The 19,564-nt window shown below is 54.8% G+C and carries 7 protein-coding genes; all 7 read right to left on the reverse strand.

Translation table 11 applies throughout. From position 1 onward, the window contains the following. Window position 1 precedes the first annotated feature (1 nt). The gene (locus WC772_00135; protein MFA6169166.1) at window positions 2-3,688 is read right to left on the reverse strand and encodes a Calx-beta domain-containing protein; all 3,687 of its coding nucleotides are present in this window, start codon (window positions 3,686-3,688) and stop codon (window positions 2-4) included. Between the two features lie 15 nt (window positions 3,689-3,703). Then, the gene (locus tag WC772_00140) at window positions 3,704-7,978 is read right to left on the reverse strand and encodes an Ig-like domain-containing protein (GenBank protein MFA6169167.1); all 4,275 of its coding nucleotides are present in this window, start codon (window positions 7,976-7,978) and stop codon (window positions 3,704-3,706) included. A 4-nt stretch (window positions 7,979-7,982) separates the two neighbouring features. Continuing rightward, a complete protein-coding gene (locus WC772_00145; protein MFA6169168.1) occupies window positions 7,983-8,915 on the reverse strand; it encodes a hypothetical protein in 933 nt (310 codons plus the stop codon). 95 nt (window positions 8,916-9,010) lie between these two features. Continuing rightward, complete coding sequence (locus tag WC772_00150; GenBank protein ID MFA6169169.1) at window positions 9,011-10,639, reverse strand: hypothetical protein; 1,629 nt, start codon at window positions 10,637-10,639, stop codon at window positions 9,011-9,013. Window positions 10,640-10,654: 15 nt separating this feature from the next. After that, window positions 10,655-13,753 (reverse strand): PP2C family serine/threonine-protein phosphatase, encoded by a 3,099-nt coding sequence (locus WC772_00155; GenBank protein MFA6169170.1) that lies wholly within the window; start codon window positions 13,751-13,753, stop codon window positions 10,655-10,657. Continuing rightward, window positions 13,750-16,245 carry a serine/threonine-protein kinase gene (locus WC772_00160; protein ID MFA6169171.1) on the reverse strand — a complete coding sequence of 832 codons (2,496 nt, stop codon included), beginning with the start codon at window positions 16,243-16,245 and terminating at the stop codon, window positions 13,750-13,752. Before WC772_00160 ends, WC772_00155 begins: the two co-directional genes overlap by 4 nt. A 51-nt stretch (window positions 16,246-16,296) precedes the next feature. Then, entirely contained in the window at window positions 16,297-19,512 is a 3,216-nt protein-coding gene (locus tag WC772_00165) for a PKD domain-containing protein (protein MFA6169172.1), read from the reverse strand. Window positions 19,513-19,564 lie beyond the last annotated feature (52 nt).

Genomic DNA, 19,564 nt, shown 5'->3' on the forward strand with positions numbered 1-19,564 from the left:
TTCACTGCTTCTTGACGACGAGGATCTTGCCTTTCGCGATCAGACCCTGGTTCTCGTTATTGACGATCCGGACGAGGAAGACGCCGTCCCCGACGGTCGCGCCGTACATGTCAACCCCGTTCCAGGTGACCGGAGAGCCGGTGACGGTCTGGCGGGAGACCAGCTTGGCGGTCATGTCGAAAATGTAGACGCCGATGTTGGTGGCCGTTCCCGGATCGAACTCGATCTTGAGCGGCACGCCGGTGTTCGGGTTGAACGGCGTCGGGTAGGCGATGATCGCGCCGGGGCCTGGAGCAACCGCGGTTACCATGAAGGCGGCCGGGTTGGAATAGAACGACCGGATGATGCTCGGGTCGGAGGCCGACGGGAATTCCACCAGGACCTTGATGTCGTAAGTCCCCGTGCCCAAAGTATTGGGGACGGTCAGGACGATCCGGGTACTCTCCCAGCTGACGATCGCAGCTTCGATGATCGTGTTGGAGGCCGAAATGAACAAGACCTTGCGGGAGGTGCTGGTCTCTTTGTCCCGGAAGTTATAGCCGATGATGGTCAGTTTGGTCCCGGCTGGTCCGGCGGTTGGGTCGATTGAAGTAATGACCGGCGACTCGGTGCTTGACGGCGGGATCGGCGGAGTACTTCCAACCGACGCGTAAAGGCTGTCGATATAGTGGTAGTTTGAGGTTGTTCCTTTGGTCGTGTAGACAAAGTTACAGCCGTTGACCTTGGTCCAATCAAAGCTCGCGTTGGCGGCGGCATCACTGCCGTCTTTGTCATAAACAAGGCTTGATTTATCAAGGCTGACCTGACCGTACCCGGAAACAGCGGCCAGGGCCGCGTTGGTGACGGTCGCGGCAACAGCTGTCCCGTCGGCGTCTTTAAGGCTGACTTTAACGTCGTTGCTCGAACCGTCCCACGTGATGTAGAAGTTAATCTTGTCCGCGCTGGAAAGGTCGAGTTGGTTGGCGAGTTTCGCCCCCCAGCCGCCGCCCCAATCGGAAGTGTAGGAGTATTTGACCTTCATCCCTTTGGCCCCTTCTTTGGCCGCTTCGGATTGCGGGCCGCTGGCGTTGATATTGGCGTTATCCGGCGCGATCCCGGTCCCGAACGTGTAATAGCCGGTGTTCGTTCCCGGCGCGGTGAAATTACCGACCGAACCCCCTTCGAAATCATCGAGGTAGATCCGGCTGTTGTCGACGGTGACGGTGGAGTCGGTGCTCTTTCCGCCGACGCTGACTATGATCGCGGCCGAACCAGTTGCGACCCCGGTTGGAATTGAGGCAATGATCTGCCCGTCGGTCCAAACAGTTGGCTGGGTATTGATTCCGCCGATGGTGATCGTGCCGGACGAACCGAAGTGAGAACCATTAATGATCAGGGTTTGGCCGGCGTAGGCTGAAGCCGGTGAAATCCCGGAGATCGAAGGATCGCTGACAACGCCTGCCGGATCGATCGTGATCGACAGGGCTTTGGTCGCGGTCTTGGCGGCCGCGTCGGTCACCTGGACGGTGAAGTTCGCGGTTTGCGCGGTCGTTGGCGTTCCCGAGATCACGCCGGTTGAAGTGTTGAGCGAGAGACCGGCTGGCAGTGAGCCGACGGTTATTGCCCAGGTGTACGGAGCGGTCCCGCCCATGGCTTGCAAAGTTTGATTGTAAGCCGTAGCAACGGTCCCATTAGGGAGACTGTTGGTCGTAATGGTCGGCTGGGCCGCGCTGGTCACGGTGAAGACGATCTGATCGAACGGCGCCCAATCATAATGGGTGTTCGAAGTTTGGCTGTTGGCGGTGACCAAAAGCTGTCCGGTCGTCGCCCCGGCTGGGACGGCGACGGTCAGGGTGCTCTTGTCGGCGGCGTTGACGATGCTGCCGGCGGAAGCGGCGGTCCCGTTAAAGCTGATCGAGTTGCCGGCGGCGGTCTGGTTGAACGCCGTCCCCTCGATCGCGACGGAAGTCCCGACCGGCCCGTTGTTCGGAGTAACGCTGTAAACTTTCGGTTTCAAGCTGAAAGTATTTGAAGCGTTTTTGGCGTTAACGGTGACCCGGGCATTAGTCGTTCCAGCAACCGCGTACGTTCCGGAAATGCTGATCGGCACGCCGACCTGGATCTTGGTGTCGGACCAGTAGTAGATCTGGGCCGCGCCTAAATTATTGTAAGCGCCGCCCTGGAATTGGAGGGCGACGGTGCTGGTCCCCTGGGTCGCGCCGAAATTGGTACCGTTGAGGTTGATCGTCCCATAGACATAGCCGGAATCTTTTCCCGGTTCCCAGGTGATGCTGGTGACCTGGGGATCGGCGGCCGTGTCGTTATCATTAATTGTATACGTATGATTTGTCAGTAAACCGAGAGTGGCGTTGGTCGGAGCGGCCAGGGTCACGATGATGGTTTCCGCTCCTTCAATGATGGCATCATCAACGATCGTCGCACTGATATTCTTGGTCGTCTCGCCGGGATTGAAGGTCAGGGTCCCGCTGGCAAGGGTGTAGTCGGTCCCACTGCCGGTGGCGGTCCCGCCGGTGACGCTGTAGTTGACGGTGACGGTCTGGCCGGAGGCGGCCGAGAGGGCGACTGCCAGATTGGCCGGGGTCGTCGATTCCAAGCCGTTGGAGCTGGCGGCGGAGAAGGCCACGGTCGGCGCCGCGTCGTCATCGTTAATGGTTAGGACCGAAGTATTTGGCGTTCCCAAAGTGGCGCCGCCGGTCGGTCCGCTCAAGGCCAAATTGACCGTTTCATCAACCTCATCAAGCGGGTCATTGGCGATCGTGACATTGAAAGTTTTGACGGCCGAATCGCCGCTGGCCCAGTTCAGGGTGCCGCTGGCAGAGGTGTAATCGGAGCCGGAAGTCGCGGTCCCGTTGCTGGTGGCGTACTGGACGCTGACCACGCCGCCGCTACCACCGGTCCGGGTGACGTTTATCGCGATCGTCGCGACATTTTCCGCCACAGTATAGGTCGCCGCGCTGAATTGCAGCGCGCCGGCCGAAGGCGCCGCCGGGTAAGTGACCTGGCTGGAGCGCAGAGACCGATAAGTTGACTCAACGTTGGCCGTAAAAACAATCTTTATCGCGTAGTAATAAGCGGCGCCGACAACGGGATCAGGCGTGCTGTTGGCCGCTGTGTCGCTGAAGGTTGTACCCGAAACTAAAGCGTCATTAATTTTTGTAAAAGTCGTCCCATCGGTACTGCGGTAGACATTGTAGCCGCTGATGATACCGGCAGGAGCGGTCGCGGCTGTCCATGAGAGATCAACCCGTCCCTGGGCGCTGTTGACGGTTGCCGTTGGTTGGGGGACATTAGCCAGGGCGGGGAAGTCCGGCGAAAAATTCTGCGTGGTGGTAGCGTCTGAAAGAGTGACGCTGGACGCGGTGAATAAACCGGCGCCCGATTCGGCGCCATTGGCTTTTTCCATGATCCCGATGACTATCTGGCCGTTGGTCCAGGAGGAGTTAAAGCCTGGGTCGGCCAGGTTTTCCTGAAAATAAGTGTAATTGGTGGCGCTGTAGGCGCAGTTTCCGGACTGGGTTTGGCTGGAGTTATTAGACATCCAGACCTTATAAGTCGCCGGGGTATAATTTGTCCCCTGCGGCTGGGCTTTGCCTGAAATAATGTGTGACCCGCCGGCGGCTAACACTGCCGAGGCGCACAAGATGGTTGCGATGAATATGGCCCCTAATAATTTGATGGCTCTTTTCATTGTCATTTTCCCCCTTTACAAGGTCGGCTTCCAGCTTAAGTCGGTCATGATTTCGATCTCAAACCCTTCGCCTTTTATGCATGGCGCTGATTCCATATTGGTGGTGCCGAAGTCGTCAACGGAAGAGATCCATTGTCCCAAGCCGCCGTCCCAGGAAACGGTTTCATAGACCTGGGTAGCCGGATTAAGTCTGGCGATGTAACCGACCTTGGTCGGAGCGGTTATCAAGCCGCTGCCGGTGGTTATGTCCGCGATCCCGTTGATGTCTTCGAGAATGTCGGAAATAGTCGAATATTTGTTCTCGTAAGGAATGGAGATAATATTTTTATTGCCGATCCCGATGTTGTGGGTCAGGGCAAAAGTGAAATTGCCGTCTGATCCCCCGGCGATTTGCAGGGTGAAGTCGATCATTGCTTCGATCTCGAACCCTTCGCCTCTCACGTATGGCGCTGATTCCATGTTGGCGGTGCCGAAGTCGTCAACGGAAGAGATCCATTGTCCCAAGCCGCCGTCCCAGGAAACGGTTTCATAGACCTGGGTGGCCGGATTAAGTCTGGCGATGTAACCGACCTTGGTCGGAGCGGTTATCAAGCCGCTGCCGGTGGTTATGTCCGCGATCCCGTTGATGTCTTCGAGAATGTCGGCCAGGGTCGAGTAATTGTTTAAATACGGGAGCGAGATAATGATCTTGTTGCCGATCCCAACATTGTGAGTAATATTGGTCTTTAATATATAGGCCATATTTGAGGGGCCTGATTCCGTCGCCCCGCTGAAAGATTTTACCACGTAGTAGTAAGAATCAGAGGTTAAGAGGGCTCCGGTATCGGTTAGCTGATGGGCGCCGACCGGAATATCCCCGCCTATTTGGGTCGTGATAGTGGTTGGGCTGGTGCCGCGGTAGACGCGGTAGCCGCCGGTAGGTTCACCTGCTTGTGGAACTTCCCAGGTTAAAAGGCCGTCATTGCCTGATTTTGCCGCCTTGAGATTGAGGGGGACATCGGCCGTCCCGCCGCTTGAATTAATGGTGAACCCGTCGGTTAGGACGGCGCTCTTGCTTCCCTGGAGAACTTCAACGTTCCATGTTCCGACAGCCGCGAGGGCCGGGAGCGGCAGTTCGCAGGTGATCTCCTTAGCGGAGACGACGATCACTTTTATTGCGTCGATGTTGGTCTGGAAAATTTTGGTCAAGCGGACCGTAGCGCCGGCGGCAAAGTTATCGCCGACGATGGTGACCGAGACATTTTCACCCCGCAGGCCGTTGTTCGGGGCAATGCTCTTAATGGTAGGGGTCGGCGTTGCTTCATTAACCTTGAACCCATTGGCCAGGGTCGCGGTTTTCCCGCCGGGATTAATGACGGTCACGTTCCTGTAGGTCGTATCGGCCAAGTTGGAAATGGTGATGTTGGCGGTCACTTTGGCATCGTTGTTAAACGTTACCGAATTAACCTGAATATCTTTGATGATGCCGCTGAAAGCGACGTCGGTTAAGAGGTTGAAACCGGAACCGTTGATAACCACGTCAAGCGTTTGCCCCTGTTCGCCGGAAGCGGGGACAATCGTGCCGATGGTCGGCGCCGGGGCCGGAGCGACAATGGTAAAGGCGCCGGTCTTGGTGACGGGTGTTTGCCCGGGATTGGTAACGGTGACATCCCTGGCGCTAAGGGTCGCGTTATTGGCGATGCTGATATTGACGGTCATCTTGGTCGCGCTGTTGAATACGGTCGAATTTTTGGTGATGCCGGTGCCGCTGAAATCAACGGCGGTCTGGTCGTAAAAACCGGTCCCGGTAATCTCCACGTTGAGAGTTTGGCCTTGCTCGCCGGCGGAGGGGATGACCGTGTCGATGGTCGGCGCCTGGACCTCCTTGACGACGAAAGACCAAGAAGGCAAACTGTGGGTGACCGTACCCCATTTATCAAAAGCGTCCACGTACCAGGAGTAATTGGTCCCGATCGTGAGCGGCGCGGTAAAGGTGTAAAAAGTTTGCGTTCCGGCAACCGTATAATAGGAGTAGGTGTGGGTGATGTTGTCGAAAACGGTAATATAGTAATGGTCGACGTAATCACCGGCATCAGGGTCGCCGTTCCCTTCCCAGGATAGGGTCGGGGTTTGGGTGTAAACATCAGAGATATTGGGCGGTGAAATTTTATTGAAATCGTTGGGGGCGGAGTTTGAGCCGCCGATCGTGAAGTTCAGCTTGAACTCGTCGGCCGGATACCCTTCGCTGACCCCATCCTTGTCTCCGTCGAGGGCGTTGCCGGCGACGTCGGTGATGTTCTGGTTGGCGCTGTTCATATAGAGCGTAACTTTGATCGCGGCGCCGGGCATTAAACCGGGGGCGTTCGGCGTGATCGTCAAAGTGTTAGTGGCGTTATCGTAGCTTTCGGTGTGCGCGATGGTCGTACCGCCGACCTTGACCGTGGCGGCCGCGCCGTTGAAAACCGAGGTTTGCATCGCTTCATTGAAAACGATCTTGATGGTGGCGCCGCTGGCGACGCCGGTCGCTCCTTCAGCCGGGGTCGTGGAGCTGACTTTGGGCGGTGTCCGATCGATGATGAAGTCGGGATTAGAAGTTGGCGCGGATTCAGGGCTGTAGGCGGCGGCCGCGTCTTTAACCCGGGCGCTCCAATTGTAATTGCCGTCGGCTAAGGCGCTGATGTCAACGGCTTTAGTTCCGGAAACCGCAGTCCCGGAATAGGAGACCGCGCTGCCGGCGACCCAACTGCCAGCGCCGATCTTGAATTCTGGGGTCAGAGTGTCCGGATTGTTCGGATCGGACATTTTGACGCCTAGGGTGATGGTGTTCGCGTTGGTTCTATTGCCAAAAGCTGGGTTTTGGGTCAAATTGGTCGGAGCATTCGGGGCTTGATTGGTCTTATTAATAGTGAAAGCGCTAAGCAGTTCGTTCTGCGAGGTCCCGTTTTTGAGCCGCAAAGCATAAGTCTTGGTCGCGTTATCAAACTGGGTGGTATCGATGGTCGCGTCGATCATGGTTGAAGAAAGGACTTCATTGACCAGGATCTGGTATTCCGTTCCGTTGACCAGGAAAGCGGTGGTGGTGGAGAGGAAATGCTCACCCTTGATCGAGACAGAAACATTGGTCCCCCCCCAATTGGCTGAATTTGGCGTGATCGAGGTGACGACCGGCGGGATCGCGCCGGGATTGCCGAGGTCGGAGTTAAGATTGAAAGACAAATAACTTCCATTGCCGCTATAAGTTGTCGCGAGCTTTAAACGATCGGGGGAGATCACCAACCCGTCATATTTTGAAGTGGTGGTATAGCTGTTGACATTGAGGGCGGTCACTTGGCCGCTGGCAGTTGGCAAATAAACCTTATAGAGCTTGGTCGAAGTTTCACTGGCGTTTTGGGCTTGGATGTAATAAAGATAGGTATTATCCGGAGTGACGTCAAAGCCGTTCCAGCCGTAGTTGGCGGTGACCCCTGACGGATTCTTGATGGTCGCCTTTTCGGTCAAGTAAGGGGAGGAAGTGCTGATGGTATAGATCTTGACATCGCCGTCGGTCCCGTTGAGAGCGACGCAGAGCTTGTCGCCGGCGACCTTCAGGGAGGTTGGGACCTGCAGATCAAAGGAGGCGACCGGGTTGGCCGAGATCGTCCCGCCGGTGTTTTTATAAACAAGGAGTTCTTTTAAAGTGTCGGTTTCTTTGTTGGTGATGAAGATCAAATAATTGCCGCTGGCATCCGACTGGGAGACGGCAACGTCAAACAGCGGCCTGGTGATGTAGGACGTGTTGTAAATGTCGCCGGTGTGGGCCCAGGTCCCGTTCGTATTTTTAAAATAGTGGACCTTGCCGAGGTTCATATCGGCAACGAAGAGCATGTCCCCCTTGACCGCCATGCCGGCGAGTGAAGCGGAGCCTTCGGTGTTAATGTTGATATTCTGATAGGTGCCGGTTGGAACGCCGTTTGCCAGGGTATAAATCCTGACCTTAGATTGGGTCAAGTCGTTAATTGAAACAAATAACGAATTGCCGTCATCGGAAACTGCTAAACCGAAGACTTGGGCGGTAATGGAGATCCCGCTCAAAGAGAGGGTATTAGGGCTTGAAGACCAACCATTTGAATACTGATAGGTCTTAATTTGAGAATAGACCCCTGTTTGGGCCGGGATCGGCGCGTTGTCTACGATGTACATTGCTTGATAGATGGGATTAACGGCGCTTTTAGCCGGGATGGTGACCGCTTCCGCCGCGCAAAAACCGCCGGTCAGCAAAAGCAGGCCGAGAATAAGCGACAGGGTCCCGAACGTCTTTCTGAAATTTTTCATGTTTTTATTTCACCACCCTAATAAGATAATAAACATTAAAAGCGTAGCCGCTGTAAGAGAGCCCTTCGGTGTTGACGGCGAAAGAAATTTTGCCGTTCCATTGGATGGAGCCGGAATTATACATTGCCTGGTCTAAGGCAAATGAAGCCGGGGTGGTTTTGATGGCGGGGCCGGCATCAATTATTTCCGGGGCGCAACCAACGCCGACTTCGTTAGGGTTGGCATCAATGTCAAATTCCGGGGACTGCGACGGTTTTGTGCCGCCGTTGGAAATAAGGGAGGCAACTTCGGCTTTGGCCAGATAAAGCGGAATTATTTTGCGCGCTTCCGCCGGAATGAGATTGATTAAATAATTGCCGGCGGCGTCAACCCCAAGATTACAAATCCCGGGCCAGCAAGGATAGGTCGCCGTCGGGCTCTTATTGGGATCGTCATAGAGGGTGGGGAGAACGGTCGAATCGGAGTAAATTTCGAAGCGGACCTCGCTGGCGTTCTGCAGGCCCGGCACGACGATAGGCTTGCCGTCGGCAGTTTCAACTTTAAAAGGGACTTCAACAAACTGGGTCTTGCCGATCATGGTGGCTTCATTATATAACCATCCGCTTTGAATTAGAATCCCAATCGGCGGGTCTTGTTTGACCTCTTCAGAGACCGCGTCTGTTTGCGCGGCGGCTTCCGCCGGCAAAGCGTCCGTCCGGCCGCCGTCAAAAGTGTTAAAAGTCCCGGCGTCAAGGCCGTTTTCGAGTTGTTCCAGTCCGGGCGATCTTTCGTCCCCGCCGCCGCAAGCGGCCAGGTGAACCAGTCCGAGCGCGCCGGCAAAACCGACGGTTCTCGTCGCCGTCCGCAAGAGAGAAGAGAAATGCTCTCTCGACGTCGCGTAAGTTCCCGGTCTAATTGTCGTCATTGTTCTGCTGGCTGGTCTGGTGCTGTGAATCATTTTATTTGCCTCCTGTAAAATGGGCGAGGGGCCATATGGCCGCGCGCTCCTGTTCCTTCCTTATAATTATCGACATCCTCTGGGGGAAATTTCAGTTAATTTGGGACCGATGGTGAAAACGTGCAGAGCAGGTCCCTTTCGGTTTCGGCAACCCCGTCCTTTGCTCTGGAAAAAGTAGTGGCCAAAGCCGCCAAAGATTGGGCGATCGGTTGGGCCTGCCCGGTGATCTGTACTATTTCCCGCTTGATTTCCTCTTGCTCGGAAATTAAAGCGTCCCGGTCTCGGCGCAGCATAGTTAAGGAATCGAGCAGCGTCGCGACCGCTTCGGTTTTTTCTTTTTCCAATATTTGGGGGTCGTCCAATTTTAGTTTTCTTTTCAGCTCGTTTTCCAAAACAGCTAAAAACTCTTTCGCGTTTTGGATCTTTTTCTTTCTTTCGGGATCGAGCGTGAATTCTCCGCCGTTCTTTTCCAGGGCCGCGACCCGGTCTTTGGCCAATTGAATTCCCCGGTCCCTGACAGCGGCGGTGTCGAATAATTCCCGGGTGTTTTTGATCTGGTCGTCATAATCTTGTCTGGTTTGGGCGATTTGCGCTTCCCTGACGGAGATCGAAAAATCAAGCTCTTCAATGCTTTCCGCTTTATTATGCAAGTCTAAATTGGCTTTAGCGTAAGCGGCTTTGATCGTTTGCAGTTGGGCCTGCAATTCGGCGACCCCGTTGTTGATTAAAGCGGCAAGGTTTTCGATGGTAAAAGAAGGGGTCTTGGCAATTTCCACGGTTAGTTCGGCAATTGTCCGCGCTTGCTCCGCGGCTTGAGCGGTCGCGGTTTCAAGCTTAGCGGTCAGCTCGGCGATGGTCTTTCCCTGCGTTCGGTTGGCGGCGTATAATTCTTCGATGCTTTCGGCGGTTGAAGCTTTGATCTTTTCCAGTTTAGCTTGCCAGGCTTGTTTTTCTTCGGTCAGCTTTTGTATTTGTTCTTCGACTTTTTGCGCGTGTACGGCTTGGGTAATCCTTTTCTCTTTGGTCTCCTGTTGAAGAGCCGTAAGGGCGGAAGCTAAACGATTAATCTCCCCTTGAGCTTTAAGGAGATCGGCGTTTAAGCTTGCGGTCGCCTGTTGACCGGTTTCCAGGGAGGCAATCTTCGCCCTTGCGTCCTTGAGTTCTTGAGCGACCGTTTCAAGACTTTGCAATTTGGTCCGAATGGTCTTATTATCATTTTCTAAATTGGCTATTTCTTGGCGTTTAGTGCCGAGTGAAACTTCCAACCGACGGGTGCGATCTTTTTCTTCAGAGAGGAGTCGTTCTTTTGCCTCAATTGCCTTTTTGGTGGATTCCTGGAGAGTGGTTAATTGGCCTTCGAGCTCGCCAACCTTTTGTTGCGCCGCCAGCAATTGCCGGCCCGGATTGGGGGGGGGCGGCGGCTGGACTGGCGGGAGTGGGCCTGGCGGTGGAACTGGCGGAGACGCCGACTGACCAGCCAGAGCCTCAAGATCGATCGGCGCGACGGCGGCCCCTTTTGGTAATGTGGGGACGATCTGTAGGAGCTGGGCTTGCAAAGCTTCGATCTCTAATTTGATGTCTGCAGGAACGGTGACCGCGCCCGAAGTAACCGGATTTATAACCCGATCGGTAATCGCTCTTAGGTCCGCTCTTACCTTGGCCTTGGGGAGCTGGGCTCTAATCGCATTAATTAAATTACGGTCGATTCTAATAGCTGTTGGCATTTTTTATCCCCTTATTTATGACATTAATAGCTCCAGGATCTTGGTCCTGGCGGCTAGGCATTGCATATTGATCCATTGGTCGGAGCCGTAACGTTGTTTGATCTCTGCCAGCCGGGTGTTCTCCTGGTTGACGATCGCTTCTTCTTCCGTGGTCAATTCGCCTTCGATGTCGGCCAGGGCGCCTAACGCTCGAAGGTAAGTTCTGACCGATTTAACATCATTAATATCATAGGCCGGCGCCAGAGCGAATCTGGTCGGTGGGGTCGGCGGTTCTGGTTGGGTAGTTTTGACCTTAACTCCGCGAGCGATCGAATCTGGTGTCAGACCGCCTTGCCCATTAAAGAAAAGCGGATCAGTGGAGGGGGCGAAACGATAGCCGCCGATCTCCTGCGGGCTGCGAATAACCATAAAATCTCGTTGGCCATTCGGATAATAATAAACGGTGTTATTGGCGACGATCCCTTCCCATTCCGCCGCCGGGGTGATCGAATAAACCATGCCATTGCCCAAAATTTCCAGTTGAGAGCCGACCGGCAGGTCGGTATAAGCGTTGAGACGGTCGGCGAGCTTGGTGGCATCGGCTGGGACCGTGATGACGAACGATTCGTTGTCTTTATTGATGTCCAGTTTCAAGCCGGCGCCGATCGTGAAATTACCCAAAACCAGATCGGCAGCCGGGGTAATACTTAGCGGCCGGCCGTTATTGAACTGAACGGTTGCTCCGGGTACGAAGTCGACCCCAAACAACGTGAGCGGTTGGTTGTATTTAATGGCGCTGATCGCCTGGTTCTCGTTTAGCCAGAACTGGGAACCGAGGGCGGCGTCATTCATTCTGTCCCCGATGATTATGCTGGCGATTTCTTTGCGCCCGTTATCAAAAATAATGGTTGAGCCGGCCGGGTATTCGTCATAAACCTGCGGATCGCTCTTATCAAAAACCCGAAGAGGGGCGGAAATTTTTATTTTTTCTAGGTCACCGTTAGGGGAAAATATGAGCCGACTGCCGTCCGGAACCGGTTCGGTGAAGTGGGGCAGGGTTAAGCTGCCGTAGAAAACCGCTACGGTTAGTTTGCCGAGGTCGTAGGTTAAGCTGCTCTTAGCCTCATAATTGATCCCGCCGACATTTTTACTCTTGTTGCCTCCAAGCTTCAGCCTGATTGTGACCTTATCATCTTTAAAGCTCAAATTAGTCCGATGCGGATGAGAAAGACCGAACAGGATATGTTGGCCAAAAAGCTCGGCGCTGATCAATTTTCCTTTTTCATAAAACAGATAAGAACCGGTCTTGACGTCAAGGCCGGCGGGAAGGTGCCAGTTCTGGCCGAGTCGGGCGCCGGTCAATTCTTCCTGGTCGTCAACCCACAGCCTGGTGCCGGCGGGGAAATTGGTCCCAGCGATTAATTGGTCGGCCGCTAAACGGAACCCGGAGAGCTTGCCTTCCGGTGAAAAATAAACGGTCGTCCCGGCCGGGAAAAAGTCGCCGCGGAATTTTTTTAGTTCATTTAGTTCAACCGAGCGGAGCGTTGCGGCGTCATCGGCGTAATAGGTGGCGGTATCTTGCGCGATCCTGGTCGGGTTCTTTTCGCCCGGTAAAATCAGCTGAACGGCGGCTTTGGCGGCGGTCGGACGGAAGGTTATTCCCCCATTTTTATCGTCGACCAGGTCGGCGATAATGGCGGTCGCGTTGTCGCCTTCTTTTCCCGCGGCTTTCATGTAATCCAGGGCGGTTTCGGCCAACAGTCGCGCCCTCGCCGCTGCCGGGAGATGGGTGTTATTCCGCAGCAGGCCGCGGAGTTCGTCGAAGGGGATAAAACCGTGCAGACCGTCGGAAGACAACAGGACGGTGTCGCCCGGTCGTAAAGCGATTTGCCGATGGCTGATGTTTTCTTTTTGAGCGGCCAATCTGGCGTCGGGATCGGTCACCGTGGTTTGAGGCAGTAAACCAAGGGCGGTGGTAATAACGTTGGTTGAGCCCGAGTCGGTCCTGGTGAATTCATGATAAGCGGCGGCGTCCGCCCCATTAAAACTATATTCGGAGTTTAGCTTTCCGTTGATGTATAAGTCCGGAACGTTTTTGTCGTTCCTATAGACCGCCGTGTGGAGATGATTGTCCGGGGTGATCAGGATCAAGTCCCCCTCGCGGAGAATATATAGCCTGGCATCGCCGACCCAAGCGACTTGGGCGGTTTTTCCTTCAATAAAGAGAGTGGCGGCGGTCGCCCCCATCTTTTCTAAAGCAAGGTTTTTTGCCGCCCGGTCTTTTATCGCCTGATCGGTTAAGACCAGCGCTTCGGCCGCGTCGAACGGCTTGCGCGGCGATCGGCCGAGATAGGCTTGACGGGTTTTATGAGTGACGATATCGGCCGCGGTCTCGCCGCCGTTATGCCCTCCTATTCCGTCAACCAACCGCAGGTAAAGCGACCGTGTTTTTTTCGGGCCGTCAATGTCGATCGCGGCGGCGTCTTCGTTGTTTTCACGCCCCCCGACCGAGCAGTAACCGCCCAACCCAAAACCAATATTTAAAGGAGTATAAAGGGCCCCTTTAGTTGTCGCGGCATGAGCCGGCATTTTCGGGGTTGCCAGCCGATAGAGGCCGGCAACCAACTTATAAGCCAGGTACGGCAACAACCAAATTGGACCGGACAAAATAAGGCCGGTCCATTTGAGCATGGCTAACGCCCGGCCGGGATGCGCCGGCGCTGGTTTAACGGGGAGAGACGGCTTGACGGGGGCAGGTTGTGACAAGCCCGGGTTTTTGACGGTCGGCGGTTCCGGCTCTTCCGGAAGAAAGTTTATAATGACCGACGCTTGCGGCGGCGGGTTAATTATTGGCGGCGTGGGCGGTAAAACCGGCGCAGGGTTAAGCTCCGCCAGTATTTGGGCAGAGAGCGTTCCGAGTGTCGGATGAGAGGTTAACGGCGATAACGCGTTGGTGATCGCCGTTTCATCGCAGATAACCCCTTTTTGGACCGCGGCCAGCAACTTTTGCGCGTTTTGAAGCCGGACCGCCGCCTCAACATTTCCTCTTTTATTAGTGATAAGAGATAAGAAGGTCCTTTCCGTTTTCTGAAGTTTGGCAAAAGATGGATGGGTTGTTGTTATTCTGGAGATCATGCTGTGCCTCCGTTATCATCAAGATCATTTTGGATATAATCAAAGAGATAGGCCATGGCCGAACGCCCGGCCGCTTTAAGATCCGGGTCTGATTCAACCTTGATGAATCTTTGAAGCACGGGGATTAATAGACTTGCCACGGTCGTGTCATCGACATATTGTTCGATGTTTTGCAGCAGCAGCAGCCGGTCCGGCTTGCTGCCGCTATTTATTGTTTGGACTAATTGTGGGAGCGTCGGGATCGCGGTATTTGACAACAAAGGGTTGGTTGGAGTATTGCCGTCGATATTGGTCGGTTCCTCTCCGCTAAGCCGCGGCTTGGTTTTTTCGTCGTCATCCTGTCCCGGCCTGGTTTCTTCCTCGCTCGATTCTTCGTGGAATGAGAGCTCCGGAGCGGTGAGAAGCTCGGCCTGGATAAAGCTGTCGTCCATAAGTTGGCCGGGAAAATACTGATTGAAAAGCGCCACGATCCTATCCCGCAGCCCGGTAAAATTCTGCGGCCGTTCCGCCGGGTCGATCGAGGTGGCTTCCTGGACCAGCTCGGTGATTGCCCGCTCGACCGGTTCATCGCCCAACGGCAGGAGCCGGTATTTAGCCTTTATGTCATCCATCACGACTTGACTGCCGACCGCTTTGGCTTCGCGATAGGCCTTATAATCGGCGGCGTAGGTGAAGAGCCAGCTGATCTCGGTGATATCCCGTTTGGTTCGTCCATCGACGGCGGTGCCGGGCTGCAAGAGGTTGGGGGAGGTTTTATAAAGTTGACCGTTGTGTTCCCAGATCAAGGCGCTCCCCCTTAGCAAGCGATAAAGGATTACGCCGACCGCGTACAGGTCATGACGGACCAAGATTGGAAAGAGAGTCCCGGCGCTGGCCCGAGCTTCCCGTTCTAGTTTGGTGAGATTCGCGTATTCATGCGGATATTCCGGTGACATGTAGGTAACCGTCCCTTTCAGAATACCGGTTGCCGATTTGTCATCTTTATCGATATTGGCGAGAAGTCCGAAATCGCCGATCTTGATCATTTTGGCCAGCCCGTTTAGGATGACAAAAATATTGCTTAGCTTAAGGTCGCGATGCGTGACCCGCTCATTGGTGATCGCGATCATGGCATCGCAGATCTTGGCGAGGAAAACCAGGGCTTCCTGCGGCGCCAGGCGCCGATTAAGCTTTCGGGCGTATTCTTCCAGGTCGACTCCTTCGATCAATTCCATCACAAAATAAGGGCAGTCCGAAGTTTTTTTGCTGTTCTTTTCGAATCGGCCGAAGGCAAAAGCGTTAACGACCGCCGGGTGGTTAAGCCTTTCCTGAACATCATATTCCTCGCGGAAACTGTCAATTGCCGCGCCGGAACTAAGATGTTGGGGGAGCATAATTTTAACGGCGTAAAATTTGCGGTCTTGAGGGTTGAAAGTCAGATAAACTTCCCCCATTCCGCCGCGACCCAGGAAACAACCGCCGTCGATCAGCGGGGGAACATCCGGATCGGGCAAGCCTTTATCATTTTTTCGATCGGCCAGGGCTTTGATCTTTTGTTTCGCGGCGGCGTTAGCCGGGACGATCACATAAGGGATAATGCTCCCGCTCCTGGCTTGAGGAACCAGGTCAAAACCAAGCTCTTTTGAAGCGGTGTTTATTTCTTCGATCAGGGAGGCAATTTCAGTTTCTTTGGCCAGTTGTTCGGCCGCCGGCAAAGCTAAATATTCATTTAGGGCGTCATAAGCTAATTCCAGGGCAAGAGAATCTGGCCTATCCGTTCTCAGCCCGCTTAATCGGACCAACTCCTGCGCGACTTTATCACGGAGCGCTTGGGGGAGTTTATTTAAGAGATAATCGACTTTTTTATCGTCGCCCAGCTGATGGAGAATGCCCGCGAGGTTCTTTTCCCTTCCCTCGGCCAGTGTTTTGAGCTCTTCGACCGACGAATTGACCCGCAGTCTGCCGACGGCCCGGACCAGGCCGACGATTCCCAGGCCGATTAAGCTGACCAGCGCCGCCGGCGCCCAGACCGGCGCGGTGATCGGGAGGAATGAAAAAGCGGCGGTCATCGTCCAGGAAAAGGGGGTCATAAAGCCGGCGCCGACGCTCAAAGCGACTCCGCTTAGCGTTACCCAATTATTTAACAGGAGCGAATTGTAGCGCTTCTGAAAAGAAGTCATCTTATCATTAAGATGATTGGTTAAGGACCGCGTGGTTAGCCTGTTATTGTTAGGGCGCATGATATTGGTCGCGGTGTTGCCGCTGTTGGCCATAAAAACGATCGTCATGTCTAACGGATTTTCGGGGGATCCGGCGACGGCTGGGGAATATGCTTCCGCCGCGCGGGCGGTAATATTAATAAGCGTTCGACGGCCAAATTGTTCCAACCCGGACAAGGAGAGACCGGCTTTCTCTGTTCCCGGGTAGACGCCGCGCGAAAGACGCCGCGCGGGGAATAGTTCCCTTGCCGGCGATTGTTCGGCCTTAATTCTGTTGATCGGTCTTGTCTGCATCTTTACTCCTTATCATATGTATTATCGTTGACTTTCCGGAAAAATTTCACTTTACTGCGGCCAAACCGTGACCAACGAAGTCAGCTCCGACGTCTTGCCGTTGCTGTCCTCGACGACGACCCGAACGGTATATTTACAGGCGTCGGTCGCGGCGCAGGCAAAAGTGTGCGGCAAGCTGGCGGCACTGCCGCTTTCAATCGCGGACGGGGAGTCGCCCCAGTAGAAAGTGTATTTCACGAGGCTCGCGCCGCTGCCGGTCGGGTAGCTTAGGCCGGCGTCGGCGACCACCGCGAGCGGCGAGGGGCCCTGTCCCGGAGTGATCACCAGGTTCGGGACCGGACTGCCATGAGTGGCGATATAGATCTGGGGATAGAAGTAATATTCCATTCCGTCGATTGTGCTTTTAAGCTTAACGACCATTTGCTTTATCCCCCCGTTGTCAAACTGATGGCTGACGTCGGTCCCCGAACCAAACGGTTTGCCATCGGCAAAATCCCAGGTGATCTCCCAATTCAGCGGGTCGGCGACGGTCAGGCTCATCGGGACCGGAGTGTCTTCTTCCGCCGCCGGGGGAAACAAGATTTGGACGGCCGGCGGGGTGACTGTCTGTTTGACGATGGTGATCATCCAATTGGCCTCGGTCTTAACGGTCGGGTCGTCGATCCGGGCCATGACCAGTTTCACCGGGTAGGCCCCTTCGTTGGCGTAAACCGGTGGGGTTGGGATCGGACCGCTACCAAAGGTTCCATTCCCGAAATCCCAGGTATAGGTGTAGAGCGCTCCGTCGATTACGGCCGCCGATAAAGGGATCCCTTCGTTGACTTTACCGGAGGTTGGTCCGACAATGCCGGCCGGCGGGATGGCGACAGCCTTGTCGTAGACGTTGACTTTCCGGGAAGCGGTGGTCTTAATGTTTCCCTGGCTGTCTTTGACGGTAAAGGTAAAGAGGTATTCACCGGTGTTCGGGAAGTCAAACGAGGCGATCGTTTGGCCGGAGTAGGGAATAGTGACAAAGCCGGACGGATCGTTCGGATCGGGAGCGACCACGCTCCACTCATACTGGTTATTAGGATCGTTATCGCTTGAATAGCCGGTAATATTAGAGACGACGTCTCCCTGATGTAAGGAATATTCAAGGTTGCCGGAGATTGTCGCCTGCGGGATCGCGCCGGCGACTGGATAGATGTTGACCAGGCGGCTGGCGGAGCCGATAAGATTATCGCTGCCGTCAAGGACTTCCAGTTTGAAAGCGTACTCGCCGGTTTGGGCGAAATTAAATGAAGGGATGTCTTTGGCGTCAACGATCTGCTGGGTCAGGTCGGGCTTGGTGATCGTCCAGCGGTATTTGGCGTCGGGATTGGTCGAATCGGTCCAACCGGAAATGTTGGTGGCGGTCTCCCCCTGGGAGTAGGAATACTCCAAACTGCCGTTAATTAAGACCTGCGGTGTTCCGGCATAAGGAGTGTAGATTTCCAGCGGGACCGGCGCGGTATAATCGACGCTGTAAGCATTGCTGACAACCTTCAGATCAACCCGATAACTGCGGGAAACGGCGAAGACCGGCTCAATATTTTTCACGCCGCTATAGACAAAATCATCGACTTGGGTCGGCTGTCCCCCTTGAAGTTCAGTGTGACTGATTCTCCATTCAAGCGTGGCGGCCAGGTCTTCCGGCCAGTCGCGCAAAATGAGGGCGGAAATAGCGATCGGCTTATTAACGAAGAGGCCGTTATTATTGACCCAGCTGACGGCGACCGCTGGGGCCGGGAAGGGGTAGATTTCCAGCGCCTCGGCCCCTTCTTTGGTGACGGTGGCCAGGACTTCCTGATTGGCGTCGAGGACGGTCAATTTGATCGCGTATTTTCCGGCCTCGTCGAAAGTGTGGGAGACGGTTGGCGCCAAGCCTTCGCCGATAAGGAGCGGAGTTGAATAAGGGACGTTGTCTTTGGCGACAACTTCCCAGCGGTAAGCGGCCGCGCCGTCGATGATCAGGGCGTTAAGCGTGATCGGCCGGTGGGCGAGGCGTTCCGAATAAGGAGTGGCGACGGTGAAATCGCCGGTGACCGTCATACTGCCCGACGGCGCGACCGAGATCGTTTCGGTCTTGGCGATCTCATAAGAATTGTCGCCGCCGACCGCTTTGACTTCCAGATAGTAATTGGTGTTGGTCGCGACCTCCGGGAAAGTGAAGCTGAAAGGGTTCGGCTGTCCGCCGGTCCGGCAAGACTGGTCGGCGGCCCCGTCCTCGACCGGCGCGCCGTTGAAAAAGTGATAGAGTTTGAAAGAGCAGATTGCCGCTTCATCTTCCGGGCCGAGTTCCGGGCGGTAATCGCTCGGGATCAGGACCGGGAGGTAGCTTTGTTCCGAAAGCCCTTTGGGATAAAGGTTGCCGTCGATCTTGAGGCCCGGCGCCGGGAAAGGGTAAACGATAATGTCGCTCTTCTGGACGGTGAGCGGTTTTTCCAGTTTCTCTCCAGTGATCGTCAAGGTCGCGGTAAAAGTGCCGTCGCGCATCGGGGTGAAGGCGGCATTGTTGCCGCCGATCGTTAAATTGACCGGGTTGCCGTCCGGGTCCTTGACTTCCCAGCTGTAATTCAAGGTCCCGGCAGGGATTTCACTTGACCAGTTAGGGGAGAGGGTGATGGCCCGGCGGGCGTAGTGGCCGCTGTCTTCGTAACCGACGTTGATTCCGGCCTGATAATTTCCGGAAGCGCCGGTGGAGTCGGTGCTGATCGCGAAATCGTTGAAACTTTGCGATGTAACGATCTTGTTGTCGCCGTCGCGGACGACGAGCTTGATCGGCTTGCCCCACGCTTTATCGGCGTTTTGGGTGGTCGAGAAAACACCGTTGGCGTAAGCCAGGTCAAAGTTGCCATTGCCGGTTTCCAGCCTGACGCTGATCTTGGACGGATCGACGCATTCGGCATTGGCGATCGCGACTTTAAACTCGATCGGGGTCCCGACTGGAATACTGTACTGATTGACGCCATTGGGGATGTTCATCGAAAAACTGCCGATTCCGTCGCCGATGCTTTGGCAGGCGGACGAACCGGCCGGGTTGACGCAGCCAATGAACATTCCCAAAGGGTTAAAGTCGGCCAGGGTTAAGGGTCGGCGGGGCATGATGTTGTTCGGCAGAGGGAGGGATCCACGGGGATCCGCCTCCGGTTTAATGTTTTTTGCGGGAGAACTTGAGGTCGAATCGGCTGGAATACACATCCCGTTCTCGTATTTTCCGACTAAATTGAGGCCGTTATAAATATCCATTTATTTTCTCCCTTTCTTGATCGACGTTCTTTCCATATAATTATCGTTATCT

It is taken from the genome of Candidatus Margulisiibacteriota bacterium, from assembly GCA_041661965.1.
Classification (GTDB): Bacteria; Margulisbacteria; WOR-1; order O2-12-FULL-45-9; family XYB2-FULL-48-7; genus XYB2-FULL-45-9.

What these genes read in the sequence shown, in the direction of transcription:
- WC772_00135 (MFA6169166.1), bottom strand. Translation starts at nt 3,688, where the DNA reads ATGAAAAGAGCCATCAAATTATTAGGGGCCATATTCATCGCAACCATC.
- WC772_00140 (MFA6169167.1), bottom strand. Translation starts at nt 7,978, where the DNA reads ATGAAAAATTTCAGAAAGACGTTCGGGACCCTGTCGCTTATTCTCGGC.
- WC772_00145 (MFA6169168.1), bottom strand. Translation starts at nt 8,915, where the DNA reads ATGATTCACAGCACCAGACCAGCCAGCAGAACAATGACGACAATTAGA.
- WC772_00150 (MFA6169169.1), bottom strand. Translation starts at nt 10,639, where the DNA reads ATGCCAACAGCTATTAGAATCGACCGTAATTTAATTAATGCGATTAGA.
- WC772_00155 (MFA6169170.1), bottom strand. Translation starts at nt 13,753, where the DNA reads ATGATCTCCAGAATAACAACAACCCATCCATCTTTTGCCAAACTTCAG.
- WC772_00160 (MFA6169171.1), bottom strand. Translation starts at nt 16,245, where the DNA reads ATGCAGACAAGACCGATCAACAGAATTAAGGCCGAACAATCGCCGGCA.
- WC772_00165 (MFA6169172.1), bottom strand. Translation starts at nt 19,512, where the DNA reads ATGGATATTTATAACGGCCTCAATTTAGTCGGAAAATACGAGAACGGG.